This window comes from Euryhalocaulis sp. (assembly GCF_013911995.1).
GTDB lineage: Bacteria > Pseudomonadota > Alphaproteobacteria > Caulobacterales > Maricaulaceae > Euryhalocaulis > Euryhalocaulis caribicus.
In genome coordinates this window covers 1-26,035 of record NZ_JACESD010000008.1, presented here as the reverse complement: position 1 = coordinate 26,035, position 26,035 = coordinate 1, and the positions used below count along the sequence as shown (strand labels likewise).

Below are 26,035 nucleotides of genomic sequence, written 5' to 3'. Positions count from 1 at the left end.
TACGCGAGGCGCCGCCGACGCAGCGTGCGGGGAAAAGACGCCCGATCAGATTAGTACATGTGCTGGCCGCCATTGATGGACAGAGTCGACCCGGTCACGAAACCGGCTTCGTCCTCCACCAGGAACAGCACGCCGCGCGCGATCTCGCTGGCGCCGCCGAGGCGGCCCACCGGGATGCGGGCGACAATTTTCTCCAGCACTTCCGGCGGCACGGCGGCGACCATGTCCGTGTCAATATAGCCCGGCGCCACCGCGTTCACGGTGATCCCGGCGCGCGCGCCTTCCTGCGCCAGCGCCTTGGTGAAGCCGTGGATGCCGGACTTGGCGGCGGCGTAGTTCACCTGACCGTACTGCCCGGCCTGACCGTTGATGGAGCCGACATTGACGATGCGGCCAAAGCCGCGGTCCAGCATGGTCGGCCACACCGCCTTGGACATGTTGAACACCCCGCCCAGATTGGTGTCGATCACCTCGTCCCATTGCTGGCGGGTCTGTTTCTTCATCGTGGAGTCGCGCGTGATGCCGGCGTTATTGACCAGCACCTCCACCGGGCCGAGCGCGCTCTCGACCTGTTTCACGCCGTCCTGGCAGGCCGGGAAATCCGCGACATCCCATTTGAACGCGGCGATTCCGGTCTCATCGGTAAATTTCCGGGCGCGGTCATCATTGCCGGCATAAGTCGCCGCGACCCTGAATCCCTTTTCCTTGAGCGCGAGTGAAATGGCGGCGCCGATGCCGCGTGTTCCGCCTGTCACGATCGCAGTCCGGTCCATAAATTCCTCCCTGTCCGGTATTTTGTCGTTATCGTTTATCTACACTAAATCCGGTCTGAGCGCCGGTTTAAAGCCTTGAAATGAAATCTGCTTGACGCGCACTGCTCTTGCGGGGAAAGACGCTTTGGTCCTAAGTCGGACCTACAAAAAACCTATAACATTATTGAGGGAGCGCGATCTTGGCGAAAAAGAAACTCGATCCGGACGAACCAGTCGTCATCAAGAAATACGCGAACCGCCGCCTGTATGACACATCGTCCAGCGCCTATGTGACGCTTGATGACTTGAGCGCGATGGTCCGTGACGGCGTGGAGTTCGTGGTCGTCGACGCCAAGTCGGGCGATGACATCACCCGCAACGTGCTCAACCAGATCATCTTCGAGCAGGAAAGCCACGGCGAGAACCTGCTGCCCATCACCTTCCTGCGACAGCTGATCCGCTTCTATGGCGACCAGATGCAGGCGGTGCTGCCCTCCTATCTGGAAATGTCGATGGAGAGCTTCGCCCGCCAGCAGGAGCAGATGCAGGAGCATATGGGCGGAAATATGGGCTCTGCGAACGCCTACCGGATGTTCGAGGAAATGACCCGCCAGAACATGGCGATGTTCCAGAACGCCCTGCGCATGTTCAACCCGTCCGCGGACGCGGGGGCCGAACCCTCCGCCCCGGCCGGCGGCGGAAAGCGCGATGAGGACCTCTCCTCCATCCGCGACGAGATGGAAGCCCTGCGCAAGCGCCTGGACGAGATGTCCAAAGGCTAGATGCGCCTTTTCGTCCCGGTTTGATACGCAAACCGGGACAATTTGCTGAAAATCGTAGTTAACAGCGTCTAAACGGGACGCAGTTCCCGCCATGGTCTGGCCCAAAGCTTGCGCCATGTCCGCTGTAATGACTCGGATCAGCAGCATATCAAGAGCGCTCGTGCTGGCGGACAAACGTTCCGTCCCGGCCCGCATCGAAGCGCCGAAGAAACCGGCGCCGAAAGCCGCCGCGCCGCGCCGCGCGCCGGCCCCGCTGGCCCTGGTCCCCAGCGTAGAGGGTCAGACCGCCGCCGCCGGAATCGAGATCCAGCTGACGCGCGGTCCGCAGCGCCGCGGCCTGAAGGCCGACGCCAATGAACGCGCCCGCTACGCCCGCGCCTACCGTCCCGCGCCGGACCTGACCGGCCGCCTCTACAAGGTCAGCGCGTGAGCCGTCTCGTCCGCAAGGCGGAGGCGCTCAACGCCGAACGCGCGGCCGGTTTCATGGCCGCGCTCTCGGTCTTCTATTTCCTTGGCTGAGTAGCGCCGTCCGGCTAACCGCCGCCGACCGCGAAGTCCCGCCGCGCCGTGACAATCGAAATCACGAAGCCCGCCACCACGTCCAGCAACGTCATGAGCGTCAGCAGGAAGAAGGCGGATGTCGCGAACACGTCGAACAGCAGGAATTGAACCACGCACGCGATGAACACGATCATCGACACGCCGTGATTGATGATCGCGCCCTTGCCGATCCCGGTGGAGCGTATGATCTCCACGAACAGCAGGATCAGGCTGAGCACGATGAAAAGATCGCCCCAGCTGACGGCCCAGACCGCGTCGCTCGGCATCGGGATCTGCATCGCCGGGGCCACCAGGCGCGCCTGGACCCCCTCCACCGATGACAGCATTTTTCCGCCGAAGGCGAGGAAATTATAGACGATCAACGGGATCACCAGCAGGGGAACCGCGTCGAACCAGCTTCCGCCCTTGGCGGCCGCATTATTTGAAGGAACCATAACCATAACCCCACATTAACCATTGCGGCGGTCGGGGTGAACCTCTTTCGCGTCTCCGGGGTTTCGATTTCGCGCAATAAGCCATGAAACCCCCAGAAGGTCCCACGCGCCCGCCACGGCGCGCCCGAAATTCGTGTATTTCGACCGCCCCGCCTCGCGCGCCCGGTGCCCCACATCGACAAACGCCACGCCGAACCCTTCCCGCTTCATCAGGGCGGGCATGTAGCGGTGCATATGATCGAAATACGGCAGGCGCATGAAGGCGTCGCGCCGCATCGCCCGGATGCCCGATCCCGAATCCGCGGCGTCATCGCGCAGAACCCGCCGCCGGATGGCGTTCGCCCATTGCGAGGCAATGCGTTTGCCCGCGCTGTCCTGCCGTTTCTTGCGGCGGCCGGAGACCAGCCCCAGCGCTGGATTGGCATTCAAATGGTCGATCATGGCGGGAAGGTCCACCGGATCGTTCTGGCCATCCCCGTCCAGCGTGCAGATCACCCGGCCATGCGCAGCCAGCGCGCCCGTGCGCGTGGCGCGGCTCTGCCCGGCATTGGTTTCATGGCCGATCACGCGCAGCGCCGGAAGGTCGGCCATGACGCCCGCCAGTTCCTCGCGCGTCGAATCCCTGCTGGCGTCATCGACAAAAATGATCTCGTAACGCCGCCCGTCCAGAACGCCGGCGATCTCCCGCGCCAGCGCGCCGCAATTGCCCGCTTCGTTATAGACCGGGACGACAACGCTGATTTCTGGCTGGGTTTCGTTCATGATGTCCTGACGCATGACCGCCGCTTGAGGCTTCATCGCTTTTTGCACGGGCGGCGCGGCTGCGAAAGAGGCGCGCGCCCTCTTCGCCTTTTGCCGCTGGCCCGTTAAACAGCGGACAGTGATGACGCCAACCGCCGCCCCTTCCGCCCCGCACGCGCCCCTGACCTTCAACCCGGCCGGGCGAAACGCGGCGCTGATCATCCTTGTTCTTGCGCTGCTGGCGGGCATCGCCGGGCTCTTCACCATGCCGCCGCTGGACCGCGACGAGTCGCGCTATGCCCAGGCCAGCGCGCAGATGCTGGAAACCGGCAATTTCATCGAGATTCGCTTTCAGGACGCCCCGCGCCACAAGAAGCCCGCGGGCATCCACTGGCTGCAGGCCGCCTCGGTCGCGGTCTTCTCCAGCGAGGAGGCGCGCCAGATCTGGGCCTATCGCATCCCGTCCCTGTTCGGGGCCATGCTCGCCGCGCTGGCGGCCTGGATGGCGGGGCTGCGCCTGATCGATCCGCGCGCCGCATTCATCGGCGCGGCCTGTTTCGCCGTCTGCATCCTTCTGGGCGTGGAAGCCGCCATCGCCAAGACGGACGCGGTGCTGGTCGCCTTCACGACGCTTTCCATGCTGGCGCTGGCGCACCTGAAATTCGGCGGCGGCGGACGATGGACGGCCATCGGTTTCTGGGCCGCCTTCGCGGCGGGCATCATGATCAAGGGCCCGGTCACGCCGCTGGTCGTCATCCCCGCCCTGCTGGCCTTGTTCCTGTGGGAGCGCAAAGCCGCATGGGCGAAACCGCTGGCCTGGTGGCCGGGGCCGTTGCTGGCCGTCGCCATCGCCCTGCCCTGGTATGTCGCCATCGAAATGGCCACCGGGTTCGAGTTCATAAAACAGGCCGTTGGCGAAGACCTTCAACCCAAGGTCATTGGCGGCGTGGAAAGCCATGGCGCGCCGCCGGGCTATCACACCGCCTTCGCCATTCTGCAGCTCTGGCCGGCCACACTGTTCCTGATTCCGGGCTTCATCCCGGCGTGGCGCGCCCTTCGCGCGCGTCGCGACGATGCGGACTGGGCCGGGGTGCGCTTCCTGCTGGCCTGGGCGATCCCGGCCTTCCTGATCTATGAGCTGACGCCCACCAAGCTCAGCCATTACACGATGCCGGTCTATCCGGCCTTCGCCCTGCTGGCCGGGCTGGGGGCGCTCGAGCTCTGGAAACGCGCCGCCCCGCTCTGGAGCCGCATCGTCTCCAATATCCTGTTCGGATTCGCTGGCCTGACCGGCGCCGCGCTGATGGTCTATCTGGCCATGACTTATGGCGACGGCGCGACGCAACTGACCGCGTGGATCGCCGGCGGCGTCATTGTCGCGCTCTCCGCCGCGGCCATCTTCACGCCCACAGGCTGGGCGCGAATCGTGCTGGCCCTGCTGGCCGCGCTCAGCTGGCACTGGTCCGCGCGCGCCCTTGTCGCCCCCGCGCTTGACCCGCTCTTCACCGCCCGCGACTTCACCGGCGTTTTCGCCCCGGACGAGCGCCCCATCGGCAGCTACGCCTTCACCGAACCCAGCCTCGTATTCCTGCTGGATGGCGGCATCGCCATTGAGCCGCGCAGCCAGATCATGCAACGCGCCGCCAACGGCGGGCTGAGCGCCTTCATCATCCCGCGCGCCGACTGGGACGCGCTCCGCGCCGCGCTTGCGGACCGCGCCTCCTGCGCACACATCATAAAAGAGGCGGACGGCCTGAATTACTCCAACGGGGACGAACTGGACCTGCTGGCCGTGCGCGTGAATTGCGAGGAGGCGACGCCATGACGCGCCGTGTCGAAATTGTCGAAGTCGGCCTGCGGGACGGGCTGCAGAATGAAAAGACCCTGCTGCCGACCGACGTGAAGATGGAATTCATCGACCGGCTTCTGGACGCGGGCTGCAAACGCATGGAAGTTGCCAGTTTCGTAAACCCGAAACTCGTGCCCGCCATGGCGGATTCGGACGACATCATGGGCCGCGTCCCGCGCGACCGCGGGGCCAGCTGGATCGGCCTCGCGCTCAATGAGCGCGGCCTGCGCCGCGCCATCGACATGAAGTGCGACGAGATCAATTACGTCATGGTCGCCAGCGAAGGCTTCGGCGTGAAGAACCAGGGCGCGACGCCCGAAGAATCCGCCGCCCTGTTCGAGCGCATCGCTCCGCTGGGGATCGAAGCCGGCATCCCTCTTTCGGCGACCATCTCCGTCGCCTTCGGCGATCCGTTTGACGGCGAGGTCGACCAGAGCGCGGTCATAGACCTGGCCGAACGCGCCGCGAAGGCGGGCGCCGTGGAGCTGGCCTTCGGCGACACGATCGGCGTTGCCGATCCGTGGTCCGTGCAGCGCCTCATTGCCGGGCTGCGTGAACGCCTGGGCGATAACGGCCCGCGCCTGCGCATGCATTTTCACGACACGCGCAACACCGCCCAGGCCAATATCTTCGCGGCCATCGAGGCGGGCGTGGACGTCATCGACGCCTCCTGCGGCGGCCTTGGCGGTTGCCCCTTTGCGCCGAACGCGACCGGGAACGTGGCGACCGAGGATGTCGTCTACATGCTGGATCGCGCCGGAATCGAGACCGGGCTCGACCTCGACAAGCTTATCGAGACCACGCACTGGGTCGAAAAACATATCGGCCGCATGCCCCCCGCCCTGCTCGCCAAGGCCGGCGGTTTTCCGAAAAGCGCCTAGTCCAGCCCGGCCAGTGAACGGACCACGTTGCGCGCCGAATAGGCGGTGGCCCGGCCCATCAGGGCCAGCACGATAAACGGCGCGGCCGCGACCGCCTTCACCTTGCCCATCGGGGTGCGCGCGAATTTCCAGAAATAATGCACAAAGCCCTGCGACTTCGCCCATTCCACCGTCATCAGCGGCGCGCGGGAGGTGGAGCCGTAATGCATTACCCGCGCTTCCGGATGGAACACCACCACGCCGCCCGCCTCGGCCACGCGGCGGCAGAGATCAATATCCTCGACATGCAGGAAATAGCTTTCGTCGAACCCGCCAAGCGAAAGGAAATCCTTGCGCGGAAGGGCCATTGCCGCGCCGGACACCACCGGCGTCGGGCACGGCCCGTCCGGCAATGGCTCCCGCTCGCGGTGGATATTGCGGAACTCGGGGTGAAGCGGCTCCAGCTTGTACAGGCCGGAATAGCCGATAAAGGCCGAAAGCGGGGTCAGCATGCCGCGCCGCGCCCCGCGCTGTTCCGTGCCGTCCGTGTTCAACAGGCGCGCCCCGACCAGCCAGGGATGACGCCCGCGCGCCGCGCCGGCCTCGGCCATCAGCATGGCCGCGCCCGGCTCGATCAGCGCATCGGGGTTCAGGAACAGGACCACGTCGCCGCTGGCCGCCCGCGCGCCCAGATTGCAGGCCCGCGCAAAGCCGACATTCCCCTGCCCGGCCAGCAGGCGCACATTCTCGCGCGCCTCGTCCAGCGCCTCCAGACGCTGGCGGACATCCTTGGGATTGCCGTTGTCCAGGATCACCAGCTCGTCGATATCGCCGGCCTTCAGGGCCGCATCGATGGCCTCGAACAGCGCCGGGCCGGTATGCCAGCTGACCATGATGGCGCTGATGGTCGGGCGCTCCCCGCCGCTCATGCCCTGCCCCTCCCGATCAGGATACAGGCGGAGGCGGCCAGAAAAGCCGTCGCCCACCACCATTCCTGCCAGACGCCATAGCTGACGAAGGAGAGCACGGCCATCGCCGCCAGCGCGGAGGCCGCGGCGGCGCTGGTGGCGCTGGTCCATGCCGCCTCCGACCATCTGGACATGCCCCGCGCGCAAGCGGCCGCCGCGCCCAGCAGCGCCCCGACCATGCCCAGCTCCAGCCAGAGCTGCAGCGCGGCGGAATGGGGGTGGAGCGGCATGCGCTCCAGATCGAATCCGCGCATGGCGACAATTTGATCAAAGGTGCGGGAGGCATCCATCCCCCACCCCTGGAACGGCCGCTGGACGATCAACTCCCGCGCATAGGTCCAGGTTTCCCACCGCCATTCCCATGAAAACGCCATATCGGCGCGCATTTCAGGCGATAGCGGGCCAGCCGCGGTAATGACCATCGGCGCAAACACGATCCACAACGCCGCGGCCAGCGCCGCGCCGAACAGCGCCGAACGCGGCCGCCAGCAGGCCAGCGCAAAAGCCCCCGCCGCGGCGACCAGCGCGACCGCGTTGGCGATCATGTCGAAGGACAGCGCAATGGAGACCGCCGCCGCGCCCAGCGCCAGCGCCACCCATCTGCCGTGCCGGAAATGCGCCAGCGCCATGGCCGCGGCCGGTCCGGCCAGCACCACAAAGACAGAGGCCCCGCGTCCGACATTGCGGAACAGGGCCGGATTATCCAGGCTGAGCTGCTTGATGGAGCGTGTGAACCACGCCCCCGTCGCGGCCTCCACAACCAGCATGACGGCCAGCGCCGCGACCCCCGCCGCGAAGGCGGCGCGCGGCCAGGTCCGCTGGTCTTCCGGCATCCGCATACAGGCCAGCGCGAACGCGCCATAGAGCAGCACCCCGGCCCAGACCAGAGAAACCTGTTCGGCGTCGCTGGGCGACCAGAGCTGCGCCACGCCCAGCCAGACCAGGAAAAGCAGCGCAATGCCGATGGCCGCGCCCGGACGGATCGCCCGCCGCCAGCCATCGGGACCGGGAAAGGCAATGATCCCGCCCAGCGCCAGCAATGGTGACAGCGCCAGTCCGCCCCCTGTCGCCAGAAGCGGCGTCAGCAGGAAAACCAGCAGCATCGCGCCGATGGCGCGCGCGCTATGGGCGCGATGGATCAGGCTGGACGGCAAGAGCGGGCTTTCTTCAGCTTGTCTTGAGGTCGGGCGGCAAGGCTTCTCCGGAAAGACGCGTCACCGCATCATCAAGAGAGATGACTTCCTGCTTTTTCCCGCCTTCGCCAAAGGCGCGCAAGGCCACGTTTTTCTCGTCCGCCTCGCGATTGCCCACCACGGCGATGTAGGGAACCTTCGCATTCGAGTGTTCGCGGACCTTGTAGTTGATCTTCTCGTTCCGCAGGTCCGTCTCCACGCGCAGCCCGGCCTTGCGCAGCGTATCCGCCGCCTCGCGGGCGTAATCGGCCGCATCTTCGGTGATCGTGGCGACCACGATCTGCGTCGGCGCCAGCCACATCGGGAAGGCCCCGGCATAGTTCTCGATCAGGATGCCGAGGAATCGCTCGAACGAACCCAGAATCGCGCGGTGCAGCATGACCGGACGGTGCTTCTCGCCATCCTCGCCGATATAGGTCGCGTCCAGACGCTCGGGCAGGTTGAAGTCGGCCTGGATCGTGCCGACCTGCCATTCCCGGCCGATGGCGTCGCGCAGCACGAAGTCCAGCTTCGGGCCGTAGAACGCCCCGTCGCCCGGCTCGTACAGGACGTCCAGCCCCGTGGCGTCGGCCGCCGTTTTCAGCGCCTTCTCGGCCTTGTCCCAGATCTCGTCGCCGCCAACGCGCACTTCCGGACGGTCGGCGTAACGCACCTTCACGTCATCGAAGCCCAGATCCGTATAGACCCGCTGAAGCAGCGAGCAGAACTTCTTCACCTCGTCGGTGATCTGGTCCTCGCGGCAGAAGATATGCGCATCGTCCTGCACGAAGCCGCGCACCCGCATCAGGCCGTGCAGCGCGCCGGACGGCTCATAGCGGTGGCAGGAGCCGAACTCGGCCAGCCGCAAGGGCAGGTCGCGATAGGATTTCTGCCCCTGGTTGAACACCTGCACATGGCACGGGCAGTTCATGGGCTTCACCGCCAGCACCTTGTCCTCTTCCTCGATGGAGGAAATAAACATGTTCTCGCGATACTTGCCCCAGTGGCCGGATTCTTCCCAGAATTTCCGGTCCATCAGCTGCGGCGTGCGGATTTCCTTGTAGCCGCCCTCATCCTGCCGGCGGCGCATATAGTCCTGCAGGGCGCGGTACAGCGTCCAGCCATTGGGGTGCCAGAAGACCTGGCCCTGCGCCTCTTCCTGCATGTGGAAGAGGTTCATTTCCTTGCCCAGCTTGCGGTGGTCGCGCTTCTCCGCTTCCTCGATCCGGTTGAGATGGGCTTTCAGCGCCTTCTCGTCGGCCCAGGCCGTGCCGTACATGCGTTGCAGCATGGCGTTGCGGTGATCGCCGCGCCAATAGGCCCCGGCCAGCTTCATCAGCTTGAACGCCTTGGGCAGCTTGCCCGTGGAGGGCAGGTGCGGCCCGCGGCAGAGGTCCAGCCACTCGCCCTGACGATAGATCGAAATCACCTCGTTCTCGGGCAGGTCGGCGATCAGCTCGGCCTTGTACGCCTCGCCGATGGACTTGAAATATTTGATCGCCTCGTCGCGGTCCCAGACCTCGCGGACAATATCCTCGTCGCGGTCGACGATCTCGGCCATCTTGGCCTCGATCTTCTCGAAATCCTCCGTGGAAAACGGCTCCTCGCGCGCGAAGTCGTAATAGAAGCCGTCCTCGATCACCGGCCCGATCGTGACCTGCGTGCCGGGGAACAGCTCCTGCACCGCCTCGGCCAGCACGTGCGCGGCGTCATGGCGGATCAGCTCCAGCCCCTCGGGATCGCGCGCCGTGATGATGCGGATTTCGGAATCGGCCTCCACCGGGCGCTTCAGGTCGCGCAGTTCGCCATCGACCTCCACGGCCAGCGCCTTCTTGGCCAGCGACTTGGAAATATCCTCGGCGATGTCAAAGCCCGTCACCCCGTCGGGATAGGACCGGCTGGCGCCATCGGGAAATCTGATCTCGGGCATGTCTTACTCGTCTTCCGTCTTTGCCTGACCGTTCCGCGCCTCGATCAGCGCGCGAACCTTGTCCAGCGGTATCGCTTCAATGTGCCGGGCCTCGCGCGCGGCGGAATCGTAACCCGTCACGCTCTCGGCCATGAAAAGGGAATTCAGGATCGCTTCCTCGGTCGCCTCGATCACCGCCTGGAACAGCGGCGAAACCCTGTCATTGCCCAGCTTGGCGTAGGATTCCACCCCTTGCCGCCGCGCCGGCGTGCGGCGAACCGGCTCGGCGGTCGAAAAGGCGATCACGTAATCGCCTGATCCGTTGGTCATGGACGCGCCGGTGCGCGCCAGACCGGCCAGCGCGCGATGCGCCAGGCGCTCCAGATTGCGGTCGTCCAGCGGCGCATCCGTGGCGACCACGATCATGATCGATCCGTCCGCCCGGTCGCTGTCCAGCTGCTCCTTCAGATAATACTGGCCCAGCGCCTCGCCCGCCTTCACGCCATCGATGCTCAGCACGCCGCCGAAATTGGATTGAACCAGAACGCCGACCGTGTAGCCGCCCAGCGATGCGGGCAGCGCGCGGGAGCTGGTGCCGATCCCGCCCTTCCAGCCGAACGCCACCGTGCCGGTCCCGGCCCCGACAGCGCCTTCCGCCACCGGTCCCGCCGCGGCGGTCTCTATGGCTTCCCGTACATGGTCCGGCGTCACGGCGCGGGCGCGAATATCGTTCAGGCGGGAATCGTTCGTCTCGCCCACCACGGCGTTGACCGACACGATTCCCTCATGACCTTCCTGGTCCAGCGTCCAGCCGATGACGCCCTCGGCGCCGGCTGGAACGGAAAGCGTGTTGGTCAGAATGACCGGCGTCTCGATCTCCCCCAGCTCGCGGATCTGCGTTACGCCCATCAGCTTGCCGAAGCCGTTGCCCACCGCCACAGCGGCGGGAACCTTGTCCATATAGAGATCGCCGCCGTGCGGCAGCACCGCCGTCACGCCCGTGCGGATCGTTTCGCCCTCGGTCAGCGTCACATGACCGACGCGCACGCCCTCCACATCGGTGATCGCATTCAGCAGGCCCGTCGGCAGCACGCCCGGCGCCGCGCCCAGGTCGCGGGCGCGTGCCCGCTCGCCATCCTGAGCCATCGCCGCGCCGACAAGGCCTACAGCGGCCGCCGCGGCAAGAATGATCCGGCCAGCGTAGCTCATGCTGCGTCTCCTTTGCCGCCGGGCACCGGGTCCCAGCCATGCGTCCCGCCCGGACGGCAGCGCGCCACGCGGCGCAGGCCCAGCCAGCCGCCGCGCAGGAAACCGTGGCGGCGCACCGCCTCCGCGGCGTATTCCGAACAGGTGGGTTCATGCCGGCAGCGCACGCCCAGCGCCATGAAGGCGGGCGACAGCGTCAGCTTGTAAATCTTGAGAAGCGCCGCAACGGCGCGATTTCTGAAGGACATGATGATGCTTCGGTCCTGTGGCTCACGCACGTTCTAGCTGGGTGCGAACACCGCCCGTGCGGCGGCTTTTCGCAATGGCGGGCCGTGGCGTCTAACCCGCCGGTTCCGGACGCCGGCCTCCGACCCGCCATACAGGCGGGCGGCCAACGCCCTAGCTAGTCGATGTCGTGCGCCGAATGCTCATCATCACGGGAAAATAGGGCCTGTTTCGCGGGGTGAAAAGCCTCCCCGCTGAATGTGGCCTCTAGGCCGCTTCCACGCGCGCGCTTTCCACGGCCTCGGCCGCGGCGTTGAACGCCAGCATGGTCGAGTCCTGACGCGCCGGATATTCGGCGACCGCCTGAAGCAGCGCCAGGTCCGCAAACCGGCCTTCCGGCGGCGCGCCGCCGTCCTTCAGCATGGCTTTCAGCGCATCGCGCGCGCCGACAATCTCATCCGGCGTGGCGCCGATAATATTGCCGGTCAGGATCGCCGCGGCGGCCTGGCCCAGCGCGCAGGCCTGCAGGCGCAGGGCGCAATCGCTCACCGCGCCGCCTTCAAACGCCAGGTCGATCTCCAGCCATGATCCGCACAGCTTCGACGTCTTGCGCGTCGTCACGTCGGGCGCATCCAGCTCGCCGACGCGCGGAATATTGCCCGCCAGCGCGATTACCTTGTCGTTATAGAGGTCGTCAGTCATGGCCGTATAATAACGCAAAACAGAATTGCGTTCCACTCCTCACAAACGTCAATTCATTCCGCCATTGCCGCAAAAACGAAACGAATTTACGCCTCACGCCGCCAGATCGTGCCATCCGCGCCATCCTCCAGAACCACGCCCTGATCGGCCAGCGCGTCGCGAATCCGGTCGGCCTCGGCAAAATCACGGTTCGCGCGCGCCTGTTTGCGCGCCTCGATCTGCGTCTCGATTTCTTCGGCGCTCAGCCCCTCGCCGGCATCGTCGGCGCCCTTGAACCAGTCCTCCGGCGCGCTTTGCAGCACACCCAGCTGGTCGCCGGCGTCGATCAGCCGCGCCTTCGCCTCGGCCTTGTCCGCGTCAATCCGGGCCTTGTTCGCGGCATTGATCAGCCGCGCCACTTCCGCAAACGCCTTGGGCGTATTCAGATCGTCTTCCAGCGCCGCGGTCACGCCTTCCGCGGTGACGCCCGCCGCCGGCTCGACGCCCTCCAGCTTGCGCAGCGCCTGATAGGCGCGGTCCACGGACGACCGGCTCTGCTCCAGCAGGTCGCGGGTCCAGTCCAGCGGCTGGCGGTAATGCGCCGACAGCAACGCCCAGCGCATTACCTCGCCCGGCCACTCATCCAGCAGATCGCTGACCAGCATCACATTGCCCAGCGATTTGGACATCTTTTCGGATTCGATGTTCAGGAAGCCGTTATGCATCCAGTAGCGCGCCAGCGGCGATCCGCCGTGCGCGCAGGCGCTCTGGGCCAGCTCGTTCTCATGGTGCGGGAAGACCAGGTCCGCGCCGCCGCCGTGAATATCGATCGTCTCGCCCAGATTGGCCTCGATCATGGCGGAGCATTCCAGATGCCAGCCCGGGCGGCCATCGCCCCACTGGCTGGACCAGGACGGCTCGCCCTCCTTCGCCGGCTTCCACAGCACGAAATCGGCCGGGTCGCGCTTATAGGGCGCAACCTCCACCCGCGCGCCGGCCACCATGGCGTCGCGGTCGCGGCGGGACAGTTTGCCGTATGCCTCATACTTGTTGATGTCGAACAGCACGTGCTTCTTCGACTCATAGGCGAACCCGCTCTTTTTGAGCTGGCGGATCATGCCGATCATTTCCGGCATATGGCCGGTCGCGGTCGGCTCCATGGTCGGGTCGATCACGTTCAGGGCGCGCATGTCCCGCCGGTAGATATCGGTATAGATCTCCGCGATCTCCGCGCAGCTCTTCCCGGTCTTCTCCGACGCCGCGATGATCTTGTCGTCCACGTCGGTGATGTTCCGGGCATAGACGACATGGTCCGCGCCATAGATGCGCCGCAGCAGGCGGAACAGCGTGTCGAAAACCACCGGCGGGCGGGCATTGCCGATATGGGCGTTGTTATAGACGGTCGGGCCGCAGACATAGAGCGTCACCCGCTCCGGGTCGGCCGGTTCGAAGTCGCGCTTTTTCCGCGCCAGCGTGTCGTGAAGTTTCAAAGTCATGGTCCGACCATCAGATAGCGGCGCGCCTGCTTGGGATAAACCCGCGCGCGAAGCAATCTTGCAGGCAAGGGTGGAACATCGCCGTCGCGCCTACTATCTAATGACCCACAGATACGAATGCACCGGCGTCCGCGCCGCGCTTTCGATCCGGAAACCGGTACTTTCCCGGCTTGAAATAGAGCCGGGCCCGTCAACGAAAGGATCCAGCGATGGACGCCATGACTCCCGAAAACGCCCGAATGACTGACGAAAACAAATCCAAGCGCCCCTCTCGCGAGGCGGCGGAAGCCGCCGTGCGCACGCTGATCGCCTGGACCGGCGACAACCCGGACCGCGAAGGCCTGCTGGACACGCCCAAGCGCGTGGTCAGCGCCTATGAAGAATGGTTCGCCGGCTATGACCAGGACCCGGTCAAGGAACTCTCCCGCACGTTCGAGGATGTTCAAGGCTATGACGACATCGTCATGCTCCGCAATATCGAGGTGGAGAGCCATTGCGAGCATCACATCGCCCCCTTCATCGGCAAGGCGCATATCGCCTATTTGCCGGAGAAGCGCGTCGTCGGCATTTCCAAGATTGCCCGCGTGGTCGAAATCTACGCCAAGCGCCTGCAGACGCAGGAAACCATGACCGCGCAAATCGCCGACGTCATCACCGAGGTTCTCAAGCCCCGCGGCGTGGCCGTATTCATCGACGCGATCCACGAATGCATGACGACGCGCGGCGTGCACCACCAGAATGTTTCCACGATCACCACGCAATTTACCGGCGCATTCCGCGACGATTCGATGCTGAAGGAACGCTTCCTCCAACTCGCGCAAAGCTAGAATATTTGCCAAATCAATGAATGCGGGGCGGTCCTTCGGGGCCGCCCTATCTCATGCCCGCGCTCCCAAATAGGCTTGTTTAATCAAACCTGAAGCCCGGAATCATCGACTCGCCGTCCGGCAAATATCTCCATCCATTTCACACAGCCAGAAATATATATTTTCAACATTAACTATCTTCTTGAAATGATGTATGTTTCTTCAATCGATGGTTGTATTGATTGACTCGCAGTCATTGAGTAATCAAACCAGTGCGCCTTTCGCGGCCGGCGCTTTAACCATCACCAATTGGCCGCACAGCCGCCTAGAATGAGGTTGGTCCATGACCAAGCTGACACCTGAAGCCTGCCGCGCCGCCCGCGCCCTGTTGCGATGGACGATGCGTGATCTCTCCCGCGAGGCGAATGTCGCCCTGACCACCGTTCACCAGTTCGAGAACGGCCTCCGCGCGTCCATTCGCCGTGTGACGGAGGAAAAGATGACGAACGCTTTCGCCAGCAAGGGCGTGGAAATCGTCAACAAGAACGGGACCGGCGCCCGCCTGCTCCAGAAAGAGCGACAACCCGGCTGAGGCCTTGCCTCAGCGACCCCTTCAATAGCCGGTTCTCCGGCTCTTGGCCCTCGCGAACCTTCTCAGGGTGAAGCGACAGCGCGTGACCGCGCGCTAACGGATCCGGCGGAACCTTTGCGTTCGCTTGCAAACATCCAGGCCGCCGCCGCACAAATTCCCGCCTCCAGAAGCATCGTCCAGTGGGTCAGGAAATTCCACGGCCAGGCCCGCGCGAGCTGTGTGGGGTCGGTCAGCTTCAGCGGCGTGAAGTCGAACGGCGCGGCCCAGTAGATATTCCACGTCACCGTATCCAGGCACAGATGAAGCGCGATCCCCGCCAGCAGCGCCCGCAGGGTCAGCTGCGCCGCCGGTCCCGCCCGCTTCGCCAGAACCAGCAACGCCACGCCCAGCGCCAGCCAGGTCAGCGGCCAGTGCAGCGGCGAATAATAGTGATGCGTGGCCACCGGCGGGCCGAACAGCGCGAAATAGGGAACGTCGAAATCCGGCGTCACGCCCCCCAGCATGAACGCCCAGGCGGGACCGCGGCGCGGCCTCACGAAGCGTGAAAGCAGATAGCCGGCAGGCGCGTGCGCGAAAATCATCGGCCAATCCCCGTCGATGCCCGACCCTCGGGTTTTCGCCCAAGCCTGTTGAAATGATTTGGCGACGCGCGCGTGACAAATACGCGACTCTATTGTGACTTCTGCAACACAGCGCGCCGGCTTCGCCGGTTCACGGCCGAGACCAGAACGAAGCTGAGAAGCATCAGCAGGAACCAGGAGCCCAGCTTGGCGACCGGCACCACCGTCCAACCCGCCATCTGGTCGGGATAGCGCCACGCCGCGCCGAACGTGCCGATATTCTCCGCCAGCCAGATGAACAGCGACACCAGCAGGAATCCCAGCAGCAACGGCATCTTCCGCGCCTTCGCCGCTGGATGAAAATATACCCAGCACCGGCCATAGAGGACCGCCGCCGCGGCGAACAGCAGCCAGCGGATATCAGGCAGGAAATGATGGCTGAAGAAATTCACATAGGCCGCCGCAGCCAGGACCAGAGTCGTCCAGAAGGGCGGATAATGGCTGAAATGCATGTCGAACAACCGCCAGGCGCGCGCCAGATAGCTGCCGACCGCGGCGTACATGAAGCCGGAAAACAGCGGCACCCCGGCCAGCCGCAGCACGCTGGACTCCGGATAGATCCATGACCCCTGCGAGACCTTGAATATCTCCATCGCGGTCCCGGCCACATGGAAGACCAGGATGACCTTCGCCTCGTTTAGCGTCTCCAGCCGCGTGGCGATCAGCAGCAATTGCAGCGCCAGCGCCCCCAGCACCAGAAAGTCATAGCGCGCCAGCGCCGCGTCCTGCGGATACAGCCAGTAAGTCCCCAGGATCAGCGCCAGCATCGCTCCGCCAAACAGGCAGGCCCAAGCCTGTTTCACGCCGAACCGGACAAACTCATAGCCCCAGGCCGTGAGCTTTCGCTCCGCCGCCCACGCGCTCAGGCGGGCGTCGGTCTCCAGCAACAGGCGGGGCGGCGGGGAAAGCAGCGGCATGGGTGAAAGCTACCCCGTCCCGCAGGGCCAGAATATGGCGTGGCGGCGCGTCAGCCCCGGGTGATCTTCCCGCCCGGCTCGGCGCCCCACACCGCATAGGTTTCGCGGTTGAACGTCCGGCTTTCGATGGTTGAAACGCGGACATACTCCCCGCTGGCGCCGTCCCGCGTGAAGGTCAGGATCAAGCAGCCGCGGTCTTTCCAGTTCATGTGCTGAACATCCTCGGCGGCGTCTTCGACCATCTTGCCGAAATCCACGAACGGCGCCTGGTAATCGGAATACATGCCGGGGCTGGAAACGCTGGTCACGCCGAACTCCACCCCGCGCCGCCCCCCGGCCGCGTCGGTCAGGTCATTGGCCCAGAAGGCGTGCGTGTCGCCGGTCAGCGCCGCCAGGTTCGCGCCCGCATCGCGCGCCGCGTCATACAGGCGCTCCCGCTCGGCGCCATAACCGTCCCAGGCGTCCAGATTCATCGGCAATTCCCAGTGCGAGCGTTCAAGGAAGGCCATGTTCGCCTCCGCCCCCTGCCCGCGATTCATCATCGCCCTGTACCACCAGGGCAGGTCCTGCGCGTAGCGCGGCCCGCGCACCCGGGCCATGATCACCTGATTGCCCAGCGCCTGCCACGCCACGCCGGCGCGGCGCGACCGCTCCATCTCTCCCGCCACGAAATCCAGCTGCGCCGCGCCCATCAATTCGCGCTCCGCCGCGTTCGTCTCCGCCATGAAGGCCGCCACGTCCGGCCGCCGCTTCACGTTGCGCGGCAGCTTCCGCCGTTCCGACAGCCGCTTCAGCTCCCGATAGCCGGTGATTTCCCGCCAGCCGTCCCGCGTGCGCTCCACCAGCGCCGGCAGACGCTCGATGCCCGGGCCGTCCGCCCCCGCATCGGCCATCACCGGTTCCGCCCCGGAGACGTCGAACGCCATTTCCGGATAGGTCAGCCCCTCCGAAAAACTGGTCTGCGCCGACCGCGCGGTCAGCCGCGTTTCCAGCATCACCAGGCTGGCCGCCTGCCCGAAATCGAAGCTCCGCCAGATCGCCTCGCGCGCCCGGCCCGCTTCCGGCTCCCGGATCGGCATCCACTCCATATAGGCCTGCACCGCGGCGCGCTTGCGGGCGTCCCATCCGCCCTCGCCTTCATTATGGTTCTCCGCGCCGCCGGACCAGCTGTCATTGGCCGTCTCGTGATCGTCCCAGACGCAGATGAAGGGATGCGCCGCGTGCGCCGCCTGCAGGTCCGCGTCGCCGCGATACTGGGCGTAGCGCGTGCGGTAGTCGTCCAGGCTGACAATCTCGTGCGCGGGGTCCGGCCCCCGCCCGTTCTCCATCCCCCACTCGGTGGCGTAGCCCCCGGCCGCGTATTCGTAGATGTAGTCGCCCAGATGCACCACGGCGTCGAGGTCGTCGCGCTCGGCCACTACCCGGTAGACATTGAAATATCCCGCCGGAAAATTGGAGCAGGAAACCGCCGCCAGTTTCGCCTGCGCCGCGTCCGCCCCCGGCAGGGTGCGCGTCCGCCCGACGGGGGAGACATTGTCCCCCGCCCGGAAGCGATAGAAATAGGTCTGGCCCGGCGACAGCCCGTCCACGTCAATCTTCACGCAGAAATCACGCCCCGGCCCGGTTTCCGCCGCGCCGCGGCGCACCACGTTCGCCATCTCCGCATCGCGCGCCACTTCCCAGCGCACCGCCGTCGCGCCGCCGCTCGGCGGAACCGCGCGCGTCCACAGGATCACCCGGTCGGCCTGCGGATCGCCGGAGGCCACGCCATGCGTAAAAGCGGCGGTCTCTTCCGATTGCGCCCGCGCCCCGGCGGGCAGGGCCGCGCCCCCGGCCAAAATCCCCATCAGGCTGCGGCGTGTCAGGTCCAGCTTGGTCATCGTGTTTCCCCCTTTTGGCGCGGCGCTTTGTAGGTCCGGCATGTGTCAGCGCTTTGACGCGGCGTCAGGGCAGGTTAAGCGATGTTTCATGACAGGCGAAGCGGAGATCAGGCGGCTAAACGCCACGGACGAGGACGCGGGCGAGCGCATCGACCGCTGGCTGGCCGAAACTTTCGAGGATCTTTCCCGCACGCGCTGCAAGGCGCTGATCGAGGACGGCCAGCTCTCGCTGGACGGCGCGGCGATGACCGACCCCTCCGCCAAGGTGCGCGTCGGCGATTACGCCCTCTCCATCCCGGCCCCGGCGGAGGCCGAGCCCAAACCCGAAGACATCCCGCTGGACATCCTGTTCGAGGACGATGAGCTGATCGTCGTTAACAAGCGCCCCGGCCTCACCGTCCACCCGGCCCCGGGCGCGTGGTCGGGCACGCTGGTCAACGCCCTGCTCCACCACTGCGCGGACTCCCTGTCCGGCATTGGCGGCGTGCAGCGGCCCGGCATCGTCCACCGTCTGGACAAGAACACCTCCGGCGTTCTGGTGGTCGCAAAGTCCGACGCCGCGCATCAGGGCCTCAGCGAGCAATTCGCCGCCCACAGCGTGGAGCGCGCCTATATCGCGCTGGCCCGCACCGCGCCCAAACCGCGCGAGGGCCGGATCGAGACGCGCATCGCCCGCTCTCCGCACGACCGCAAGAAAATGGCGGTCGTCCGCAACCCGGACTCCGAACACGGCAAGACCGCCGTCACCAATTACCGCACGCTGGCGACCTTCGGGCAGGAACCGGGCGCGCCCGCCGGCACGCCCGCGGCCTGCGAGGTGGAATGCCGCCTGGAAACCGGGCGCACGCACCAGATTCGCGTTCACATGACCCATATCGGCTGCCCGATTCTGGGCGATGGCACATATGGCCGTCAGGCGACGCTGAAGAAGATCGCCACTCCGCAGGGCGAAGTGCTGCAGGATTTCCGCCGCCAGGCCCTGCACGCGGCCATTCTGGGCTTCATCCATCCGGTCACGGGCGAGAATTTGCGCTTCGAGACGGAACTGCCCAAGGACATGCAGCGCCTGCGCAAGTTTCTGGAACGCTTGTGATTCTCCAATGTCGTTAATCGCGCGCTAACCGCGTCTATAAATCTCTATTTAAAAGCTCCGGCCTACATTCACGCCCCGAACACTGGGGACCGCTATGTCCGGACTTATTCGATTCTTCAGACGCATATCCGGCGACGAGCGCGGCAATACCGCGATCATTTTCGCCCTTTCGATCCTGCCCGTGATCCTGCTGGTCGGGGCGGCTGTCGACCTGTCGGGCATGCACGGCAAACGCTCCGCCCTTCAGTCCGCGCTGGACGCGGCCGCGCTAGCGGCGGCGAAAATGCCGTATAACAGCTCCGAAGCGGACGTGATCGAAACCGCGACACGCTTCGCCAACGCCAATTTCGACGGCGAGATCCAGAACCTGCAGGTTGTACGCGCCGATGACTCCATCACCGTTACCGGCGAGTCTCCCGCCGACCTGATGTTCCTGTCCGGCTTCGGTATGGATGACCGCTCGGTCTCCACCATGTCCCAGGCCACCCGCGGCGCGCACAAGGTCGAGGTCGTCATGGTGCTGGATAATTCCGGCTCCATGCGCGGCTCCAAGCTGACCTCCCTGAAACGCTCCGCGCGCACGCTGGTCGATACGCTGACCTCGACCGAGGCCAAGCCCGGCACCACCAAGATCGGACTGGTCCCTTTCACGGCGGCCATCAATGTCGGCCCGGACAATTTCAACGATACGACCCTTGCGGCCTGGCTCGACAAGGAAGCGCGCGCGGATCAGCACACTGAAATCTTCGACAGAAACCTGAATCGCTTCACCGCGCTGCAACAGATCGGTCAGCAATGGGGCGGCTGTGTCGAAACCCGGCCCTATCCGCTGGATGTCAACGACACGCCGCCGAACAACGCCGTCCCGGAAACGCTTTTCCAGATTTACTTCGCGCCGGATGAGCCGGACCTTCAGCCGGGCAACTACGAGCCGGACGACTATTATCCGAATAATTATCTGGATGATTGGACCGGGTCCAAACCGGAGGACCCCTGCGCCGGCTTGTCAGGATGGGCTCTTCTGCTTTGCAGGATCTACAGCGCCGACGACGACGACGACGATCAATATGATAGCCAGGAACCTCCCTGGTACGATGGCGGCGACTATCACAACAAGGCGTCGAACCGGAAAAAAGGCCAACTCTACGCTCCTAAATACCAGAAAAGCGAATATGAAGCCCACAACGGCGAGGGCCCGAACTATGGTTGCCTGGCCAAACCAATTCAGCCGTTGACCGAGCGTTTCACCGAAATCCGCAGCGCCATTGAGGCGATGGACGCCAGCGGCAACACCAATATCCATGAAGGCATCGCCTGGGGCTGGCGCGCCCTGTCCCCGACGCCGCCTTTTACGGAGGGCGCGTCTTATGATGATCGGGAAACAAAAAAATTCCTGATCCTGTTGACTGACGGCGCCAACAACATCACGGCCAATGAAGGCAGTAAGAACCATAACGTGTCGATTTATTCGCCCTATGGCTATGCGCGGCAGGAAAACCCGCGTTTCCTGACCAATCCTGACTCGACGTACGAAATTCGTCAGGAAATGGATTCCCGCACGGCGCAGACCTGCGAGAACGCCAAGGCGGCCGGGATCACCGTTTTCACGATCGCCTTTGACGTGAACGATGACGACATCGAGGATCTGATGGAGGACTGCGCCAGCGGCTCAAATCGCTACTTCCTGTCGCCCAATCCCGGTGACCTGGAAGAGACGTTCGAGACCATCGTCAACGAGATCACGGAACTGCGCCTCAGCCAGTAAGCGCGCCAATCATGCTTTCGTGCAGCGCCGCGCCCTTGGGGCGCGGCGTTTTTCGTTCCATCTAGCGCCCGACGGACAGCGAACAGACTGGAGACCTGCCCCATGACCCGGTTCAAGACCCATACGCCCGAAACCGCGCCCGAAGGCGCGCGCGACCTGTTGAAAGCGCAAAAGGACAAGCTGGGCTTTATTCCCAATCTCTATGGCAATCTGGCGGAGTCGCCCGCCGCGCTGAAAGCCTATCTGCAGATGACGGAAATCTTCGCCGGTTCGTCCCTCTCCACGGCGGAACGCCATGTCGTCTGGCTGGCGGCCGCGGCGGAGAATGAGTGCCATTATTGTGTCGCCGCCCATACCGGCATGGCAAAGTCCGGCCGGGTCGATGACGCCGTCATCGAGGCAATCCGGGAAGGCGACCCCATCGCGGACGATCGGCTGGAAGCCCTGCGCGTCTTCACCGAAACCGTCATTCGCGAGCGCGGCTGGGCGCCGGAAGAGGAGGTCGCGGCCTTCATCGAGGCGGGCTTTACCCGGGAAAACGTGCTGGAAGTGGTGCTGGGCGTCGCCCACAAAACCCTGTCCAACTACGTCAATCACATCACCGGCACGGCGCTGGACAAAAAGTTCGGCCAGTTTTCATGGGACGGGGCGGGCATCCCGGACGACGCCTCGCAAGCCTAGTCGAGTTCTCCGGCGATCCAGCGTTCGGCCAGCCGGCGCGCAATCGCCGCGCTGGGCGGCATGACCAGGGTTTCGCTGCGGCCTTCCAGCGCGGCGGCGACCTCTTCACGGCTGTACCAGCGCGCATCTTCAAGTTCCTTGGCGTCAATCTTGATTTCGACGCTCCGGGCGTCCGCGTGCAATCCGATCATCAGCGATGAGGGAAACGGCCAGGGCTGGCTCTCGACATAGCGCACCGCGCCCAGCTCCACGCCCGCCTCTTCCATCGTTTCCCGGCGGCAGGCGTCCTCTATGGTCTCGCCCGGCTCTATGAAGCCCGCCAGCGCCGAATAAATCCCCTCCGGCCAATAGCCCTGACGCCCCAGCAGCGCCCGGCCGCCCTCGGTGATCCACATGATCGCCACCGGATCGACGCGCGGAAAATGCTCCGCCTCGCATTCTGTGCACACGCGCTTGCCGCCGCCTTCGGCCTGCCGGGTGCGCGCGCCGCAGACGGCGCAATACTGGTGACGCCCCCGCCATTCGATCAGCGACCGCGCGTGACCGGCAATCCCCGCCTCGTCGGCGCTCAGGCTCGCCGCGCCCATCCGAAGGTCCATGAATTCACCCGCAACGCCCGGGTCCGGCGCCCCGATATCGGGGTCCAGCATGGCGGCGAGTCGCGGCGCGCCATCCTGCAACCCCAGAAATATCAGCGGCCCTTCCACGGGCAGCCAGTCCAGCGCGGCGCCCTTGATCCAGACCAGTTGCCCGGAATCCACAAAGGGTTGCCCCCGCCAGTACAGGATCGCCCGCGCCTGCGGGGATTCCGCCTGCTCCGCGATCCAGCTTTCATCGGTACGGTTGTTGCCGCCCCGGTCCAGCGGCGACTGCGTAAAGGCAAGGATATCTGCTGACGGCATGGAACACCTTTTCGGACCTGCGCGCTGTCACGCCCGCGCTGGAATTGCACCTGCCCCCCTTACGTCAGGGGAGACGGAATCCCAAGTCCGGCGCGTTGAGAGAAGGGGTCTTTAAAACCCCCGGACAAAAAAGGACTGACAACAATGTTCAAGACCGTTCTGCTAACCGCCGCCGGCGTCGCTCTGATGAGTGGCGCTGCCCATGCCCAGACCAATGACGACAATAAAGGCTTCTACGGCAATCTGGGTTACTCCTATTTCGCCCTGGGCGACTCCACCGATGGCGATCTGGACTTCGACGGCCCGGACTTTGACGCGGCCACCCTGCGCGGCGGCTATGAGTTCAACGAGTTCTTCGCCCTTGAGGCCGAAGGCAGCATTGGCCTCAGCGATGACAGCATCGGCAATTTCGACTTCGAGAACGAAGACGGCAACCCGGTGACCGGTCAGGCTGACGCTGACCTGAACCACCAGGTCGGCGCCTTCGCCAAGGCGTCCTACCCCGTCACCCCGACCTTTGACGTGTTCGCGCGCGCCGGCGTGGTCGATGCTTCCATCGACATTGACGCCGCGGTTGACCAGCAAGGCGAAAGCGTTCCGGGCATCGAGGATGGCGGCGATCTCGGCTTTGCCGCTGGCGGCGGCGCCGAGTGGATGTTCGCCGGCAAGAACGGCGTGCGGGCCGAATATACCCGTTACGAGTTCGACAATGGCGACGCCGACTCCGCGACCATCTCCTATGTTCGCAAGTTCTAAAGCCGCCTGACGCGCCTCGCTCGAGGCTCGCGTTAAACCCTGCGCCCCCGCTGGATCCTCCCCCCGGCGGGGGCGCAGTCATGTCCGGGCATGGCCGGTTCCTGTCCCCGGCCTGTCCGCCGCTTCATCCGCCGGACACAAACTGACGGCCGGGTGACGAAAATCTCACCCCGGGCACAGCCTGCGGCAAGCTGGCGCGCCGCATCATGCCTCCTGTCGATTGCGGACCGCTGAAGAAGGGTCCGCTGCGTGGGACCGCTCAAGGACAGGAGCCTTAGAACAATGAAAACCGTTTTCGTCGCTACCGCCGCCGCCCTTTTCGCCCTTGCGGGCGCCGCTCAGGCGGGTGAGGTCACGCTGACCTATTCCGACAATGATCTGGCCAGTGACGCCGCCGTCGGCGGCTTCTACGGCAAGATCGAAAAAGCCGCGTGGAGCGCCTGTGACGGGCAAGGCATGCGCGGGCTGGAGGAATACAAGGCGCTGAACCATTGCCGCGCTTTCGCCGTGCAGGCCGCGGTCGAGGATGTCAACCATGACCGCCTGTGGGCGCATCACGGGGCCAGCGGCAACCCCACCGTCCGTATCGCGCAGGAGGACCGCCAGCGTTACGCCGCCTCGCGTATCAAGCTGGCAAGGGCCGGCGGCGACTGAACAGCCCCCGCCGTCAAGCCGCAGAAGGTTCCGCGCCGGGCCCCTCTCCCGGCGCGGAACTGCGTCCGGCCCCGCCCTCATGGAAACTTCCTGAGGCGGCGCCTTGCACGCGAAGCCCTGAAACGCGATATACCCTTTCAGGAAGATCGGCGGCGGACGGAGTCCTCGCCAACCCGGTCAGGTCCGGAAGGAAGCAGCCGTAACGAGATTTCTCCGGGTCGCTGTCCGGTCTTCCGTTTTCCCCACAGTTTAAGCAGCGCCGCCGACTCGCCCGCGCCGTCCGCCTCTATTAAGACTGGAGACTATGGACGACTCGCCGGAAACGGAGTCCGTCAGGGACGACGCCACCCTCGACATGGGCCTGGACCCCGCGCCGCAACAGGCTGCGCGGGACTATCAGGTGCTGGCCCGCAAATACCGCCCCGCCAGTTTCGAGGACATGATCGGCCAGGACGCGATGGTGCGCACGCTGCGCAACGCCTTCGGCGCCGGCCGCATCGCCCACGCCTACATGCTCACCGGCGTTCGCGGCATCGGCAAGACGACCACCGCCCGCCTGCTCGCCCGCGCCCTCAATTACGAAACGGACGAGGTTCACGAGCCGCAGATCGACCTGCATCCGCCGGGCCGGCACTGCGAAGCGATCATGACCTCCCGCCACCCGGACGTGATCGAGATGGACGCCGCCTCCCACACCGGCGTCGACGAGATGCGGGAGCTTCTGGACGGCGTGCGCTACGCCCCGGTCCAGGCGCGCTACAAGGTCTATATCGTGGACGAGGTCCACATGCTCTCCGGCCACTCCTTCAACGCCTTGTTGAAGACGCTGGAGGAGCCGCCGCCGCACGTGAAATTCGTCTTCGCGACCACCGAGATCCGCAAGGTCCCGGTGACCGTTCTCTCCCGCTGCCAGCGCTTCGATCTCAAGCGCGTCGACTCCCCCACGCTTGTCGCCCACCTTCAGGGCGTCTGCGGGAAGGAGAACGCCAATGTCGGGGAGGACGGCCTGCGCCTGATCGCCCGCGCCGCCGAAGGCTCGGTCCGCGACGCCCTCTCCCTCCTCGACCAGGCCATCGTGCAGGCCGACGAGGGGCAGGAAGTGGACGCCGCCGCCGTGCGCGACATGCTGGGCCTGGCCGACCGCGCCCGCGTGCTGGACCTGTTCGAGGCCGCCGCGCGCGGCGACGCCGCCGCGGCCTCGAAAGAGATTCACGAACAATACAGTTACGGCGCCGACCCGCTGACCATATTGCGCGACATGCTGGATTATTCGCATGAACTCTCCCGCGCCGCCGCGCTGGGCGACGAGGCGGATTTCGACGCCGCGCCCGATCATGCGGCCCGCCTGAAAGAGCTCGCCGGCAATCTCAGCCAGGGCCAGCTCTCGCGCATCTGGCAGGTCCTGCTGAAGGGGCATGAGGAAGCGCGCATCGCCCCCGACCCGCTGGCCGCGGCCGAGATGACCATTTTGCGCCTCGCCGTCGCCGCCGGCCTGCCCTCGCCCGAGGAAGCGGCGCGGCGGCTGGCGGGCGAAGCCTCCGGCGCTTCGGCGCCGCCCCCGCCGCCCCCTTCGGGTTCCGGCGGCGCAGAGGCGCGCGGGTCCGAAACGCGCTCCGGCCAGTCCTCCGGCGGCGGCGATCAGCCCGTGGCCCGCCTGCAGATGCAGCCTGAGGAGGTCGATGACGGCAATGACCTGCCGCCCGCGCCCAACACCCTGGCCGAGGCGGTGGAGC

The 26,035-nt window shown here is 65.3% G+C and carries 26 protein-coding genes and 1 other RNA gene; 13 read left to right on the top strand and 14 right to left on the bottom strand.

Going from position 1 to position 26,035, the window contains the following annotated elements:
• Positions 1-50 precede the first annotated feature (50 nt).
• Positions 51-773, bottom strand: coding sequence for an acetoacetyl-CoA reductase (phbB, locus tag H2040_RS03430; protein ID WP_022697682.1), 723 nt, complete (start codon positions 771-773; stop codon positions 51-53).
• Between the two features lie 179 nt (positions 774-952).
• On the opposite strand from phbB, the gene phaR reads away from it, so the two are divergent.
• Positions 953-1,534, top strand: a complete 582-nt coding sequence (gene phaR, locus H2040_RS03425) for a polyhydroxyalkanoate synthesis repressor PhaR (RefSeq protein WP_022697681.1) — start codon at positions 953-955, stop codon at positions 1,532-1,534.
• A 160-nt stretch (positions 1,535-1,694) separates the two neighbouring features.
• Positions 1,695-1,964: a hypothetical protein gene (locus H2040_RS03420; protein ID WP_022697680.1), complete on the top strand. Its 270-nt coding sequence runs from the start codon at positions 1,695-1,697 to the stop codon at positions 1,962-1,964.
• A gap of 103 nt (positions 1,965-2,067) precedes the next feature.
• Here H2040_RS03420 and H2040_RS03415 read toward each other — a convergent pair whose 3' ends face one another.
• Positions 2,068-2,529 carry a hypothetical protein gene (locus H2040_RS03415; protein WP_022697678.1) on the bottom strand — a complete coding sequence of 154 codons (462 nt, stop codon included), beginning with the start codon at positions 2,527-2,529 and terminating at the stop codon, positions 2,068-2,070.
• 15 nt (positions 2,530-2,544) lie between these two features.
• Positions 2,545-3,306 (bottom strand): glycosyltransferase, encoded by a 762-nt coding sequence (locus H2040_RS03410; protein WP_287154456.1) that lies wholly within the window; start codon positions 3,304-3,306, stop codon positions 2,545-2,547.
• 106 nt (positions 3,307-3,412) lie between these two features.
• Here H2040_RS03410 and H2040_RS03405 point away from each other — a divergent pair, with 106 nt between their 5' ends.
• Together H2040_RS03405 and H2040_RS03400 are read left to right on the top strand one after the other, a co-directional pair.
• The gene (locus H2040_RS03405) at positions 3,413-5,095 is read left to right on the top strand and encodes an ArnT family glycosyltransferase (protein ID WP_287154454.1); all 1,683 of its coding nucleotides are present in this window, start codon (positions 3,413-3,415) and stop codon (positions 5,093-5,095) included.
• Positions 5,092-6,000 carry a hydroxymethylglutaryl-CoA lyase gene (locus H2040_RS03400; RefSeq protein ID WP_287154452.1) on the top strand — a complete coding sequence of 303 codons (909 nt, stop codon included), beginning with the start codon at positions 5,092-5,094 and terminating at the stop codon, positions 5,998-6,000. The genes H2040_RS03405 and H2040_RS03400 overlap by 4 nt, the downstream gene beginning before the upstream one ends.
• On the opposite strand, the gene H2040_RS03395 is transcribed toward H2040_RS03400, so the two are convergent.
• From H2040_RS03395 to cysS, 7 genes are all read right to left on the bottom strand, one after another.
• Complete coding sequence (locus H2040_RS03395; RefSeq protein WP_287154450.1) at positions 5,997-6,908, bottom strand: glycosyltransferase family 2 protein; 912 nt, start codon at positions 6,906-6,908, stop codon at positions 5,997-5,999. The two genes, H2040_RS03400 and H2040_RS03395, sit on opposite strands and share 4 nt — an antisense overlap.
• Complete coding sequence (locus H2040_RS03390; RefSeq protein WP_287154448.1) at positions 6,905-8,101, bottom strand: O-antigen ligase family protein; 1,197 nt, start codon at positions 8,099-8,101, stop codon at positions 6,905-6,907. Before H2040_RS03390 ends, H2040_RS03395 begins: the two co-directional genes overlap by 4 nt.
• Positions 8,102-8,114: 13 nt before the next feature.
• Positions 8,115-10,049 (bottom strand): threonine--tRNA ligase, encoded by a 1,935-nt coding sequence (gene thrS, locus H2040_RS03385; RefSeq protein ID WP_287154446.1) that lies wholly within the window; start codon positions 10,047-10,049, stop codon positions 8,115-8,117.
• Between the two features lie 3 nt (positions 10,050-10,052).
• The gene (locus H2040_RS03380) at positions 10,053-11,237 is read right to left on the bottom strand and encodes a DmpA family aminopeptidase (RefSeq protein WP_287154444.1); all 1,185 of its coding nucleotides are present in this window, start codon (positions 11,235-11,237) and stop codon (positions 10,053-10,055) included.
• Positions 11,234-11,482 carry a membrane protein insertion efficiency factor YidD gene (gene yidD, locus H2040_RS03375; RefSeq protein ID WP_287154442.1) on the bottom strand — a complete coding sequence of 83 codons (249 nt, stop codon included), beginning with the start codon at positions 11,480-11,482 and terminating at the stop codon, positions 11,234-11,236. Before yidD ends, H2040_RS03380 begins: the two co-directional genes overlap by 4 nt.
• Positions 11,483-11,726: 244 nt before the next feature.
• Entirely contained in the window at positions 11,727-12,161 is a 435-nt protein-coding gene (locus H2040_RS03370; RefSeq protein ID WP_287154440.1) for an iron-sulfur cluster assembly scaffold protein, read from the bottom strand.
• An 86-nt stretch (positions 12,162-12,247) separates the two neighbouring features.
• Positions 12,248-13,636: a cysteine--tRNA ligase gene (gene cysS, locus H2040_RS03365; protein ID WP_287154438.1), complete on the bottom strand. Its 1,389-nt coding sequence runs from the start codon at positions 13,634-13,636 to the stop codon at positions 12,248-12,250.
• Between the two features lie 209 nt (positions 13,637-13,845).
• Between cysS and folE the strand changes: the two genes are divergently transcribed.
• Both folE and H2040_RS03355 read left to right on the top strand, forming a co-directional pair.
• Positions 13,846-14,463: a GTP cyclohydrolase I FolE gene (gene folE / locus H2040_RS03360; RefSeq protein WP_022697668.1), complete on the top strand. Its 618-nt coding sequence runs from the start codon at positions 13,846-13,848 to the stop codon at positions 14,461-14,463.
• A gap of 322 nt (positions 14,464-14,785) precedes the next feature.
• Positions 14,786-15,034 carry a helix-turn-helix transcriptional regulator gene (locus H2040_RS03355; RefSeq protein WP_022697667.1) on the top strand — a complete coding sequence of 83 codons (249 nt, stop codon included), beginning with the start codon at positions 14,786-14,788 and terminating at the stop codon, positions 15,032-15,034.
• 62 nt (positions 15,035-15,096) lie between these two features.
• Here the strand turns inward: H2040_RS03355 and H2040_RS03350 are convergent, their stop codons facing one another.
• The 3 genes from H2040_RS03350 to H2040_RS03340 all read right to left on the bottom strand — a co-directional run bounded on the left by H2040_RS03350 (position 15,097) and on the right by H2040_RS03340 (position 18,493).
• Positions 15,097-15,615 carry a metal-dependent hydrolase gene (locus tag H2040_RS03350; RefSeq protein ID WP_287154435.1) on the bottom strand — a complete coding sequence of 173 codons (519 nt, stop codon included), beginning with the start codon at positions 15,613-15,615 and terminating at the stop codon, positions 15,097-15,099.
• Between the two features lie 89 nt (positions 15,616-15,704).
• The gene (locus tag H2040_RS03345; RefSeq protein WP_287154433.1) at positions 15,705-16,571 is read right to left on the bottom strand and encodes a DUF817 domain-containing protein; all 867 of its coding nucleotides are present in this window, start codon (positions 16,569-16,571) and stop codon (positions 15,705-15,707) included.
• A 50-nt stretch (positions 16,572-16,621) separates the two neighbouring features.
• Positions 16,622-18,493 carry an alkaline phosphatase D family protein gene (locus H2040_RS03340; protein ID WP_287154430.1) on the bottom strand — a complete coding sequence of 624 codons (1,872 nt, stop codon included), beginning with the start codon at positions 18,491-18,493 and terminating at the stop codon, positions 16,622-16,624.
• 46 nt (positions 18,494-18,539) lie between these two features.
• On the opposite strand from H2040_RS03340, the gene H2040_RS03335 reads away from it, so the two are divergent.
• The 3 genes from H2040_RS03335 (at position 18,540) to H2040_RS03325 (ending at position 21,990) form a co-directional block, all read left to right on the top strand.
• Positions 18,540-19,544, top strand: coding sequence for an RluA family pseudouridine synthase (locus H2040_RS03335; protein ID WP_287154428.1), 1,005 nt, complete (start codon positions 18,540-18,542; stop codon positions 19,542-19,544).
• A 94-nt stretch (positions 19,545-19,638) separates the two neighbouring features.
• Positions 19,639-21,309, top strand: a complete 1,671-nt coding sequence (locus tag H2040_RS03330) for a pilus assembly protein TadG-related protein (protein ID WP_287154426.1) — start codon at positions 19,639-19,641, stop codon at positions 21,307-21,309.
• 102 nt (positions 21,310-21,411) lie between these two features.
• Positions 21,412-21,990 carry a carboxymuconolactone decarboxylase family protein gene (locus H2040_RS03325; protein WP_287154423.1) on the top strand — a complete coding sequence of 193 codons (579 nt, stop codon included), beginning with the start codon at positions 21,412-21,414 and terminating at the stop codon, positions 21,988-21,990.
• Here the strand turns inward: H2040_RS03325 and nudC are convergent.
• Positions 21,987-22,892 carry an NAD(+) diphosphatase gene (gene nudC / locus H2040_RS03320; protein WP_287154421.1) on the bottom strand — a complete coding sequence of 302 codons (906 nt, stop codon included), beginning with the start codon at positions 22,890-22,892 and terminating at the stop codon, positions 21,987-21,989. The genes H2040_RS03325 and nudC overlap by 4 nt on opposite strands.
• Before the next feature lie 144 nt (positions 22,893-23,036).
• Here nudC and H2040_RS03315 point away from each other — a divergent pair, with 144 nt between their 5' ends.
• The 4 genes from H2040_RS03315 to H2040_RS03300 all read left to right on the top strand — a co-directional run.
• Complete coding sequence (locus H2040_RS03315; RefSeq protein WP_022697659.1) at positions 23,037-23,648, top strand: outer membrane beta-barrel protein; 612 nt, start codon at positions 23,037-23,039, stop codon at positions 23,646-23,648.
• A gap of 282 nt (positions 23,649-23,930) precedes the next feature.
• Positions 23,931-24,302, top strand: a complete 372-nt coding sequence (locus tag H2040_RS03310) for a UrcA family protein (protein ID WP_287154418.1) — start codon at positions 23,931-23,933, stop codon at positions 24,300-24,302.
• A 140-nt stretch (positions 24,303-24,442) separates the two neighbouring features.
• Positions 24,443-24,540: signal recognition particle sRNA small type (gene ffs, locus H2040_RS03305), an RNA gene on the top strand.
• Positions 24,541-24,606: 66 nt separating this feature from the next.
• Positions 24,607-26,035: DNA polymerase III subunit gamma/tau (locus tag H2040_RS03300; protein ID WP_287154416.1), on the top strand; the 1,429-nt coding region annotated here is incomplete at its 3' end.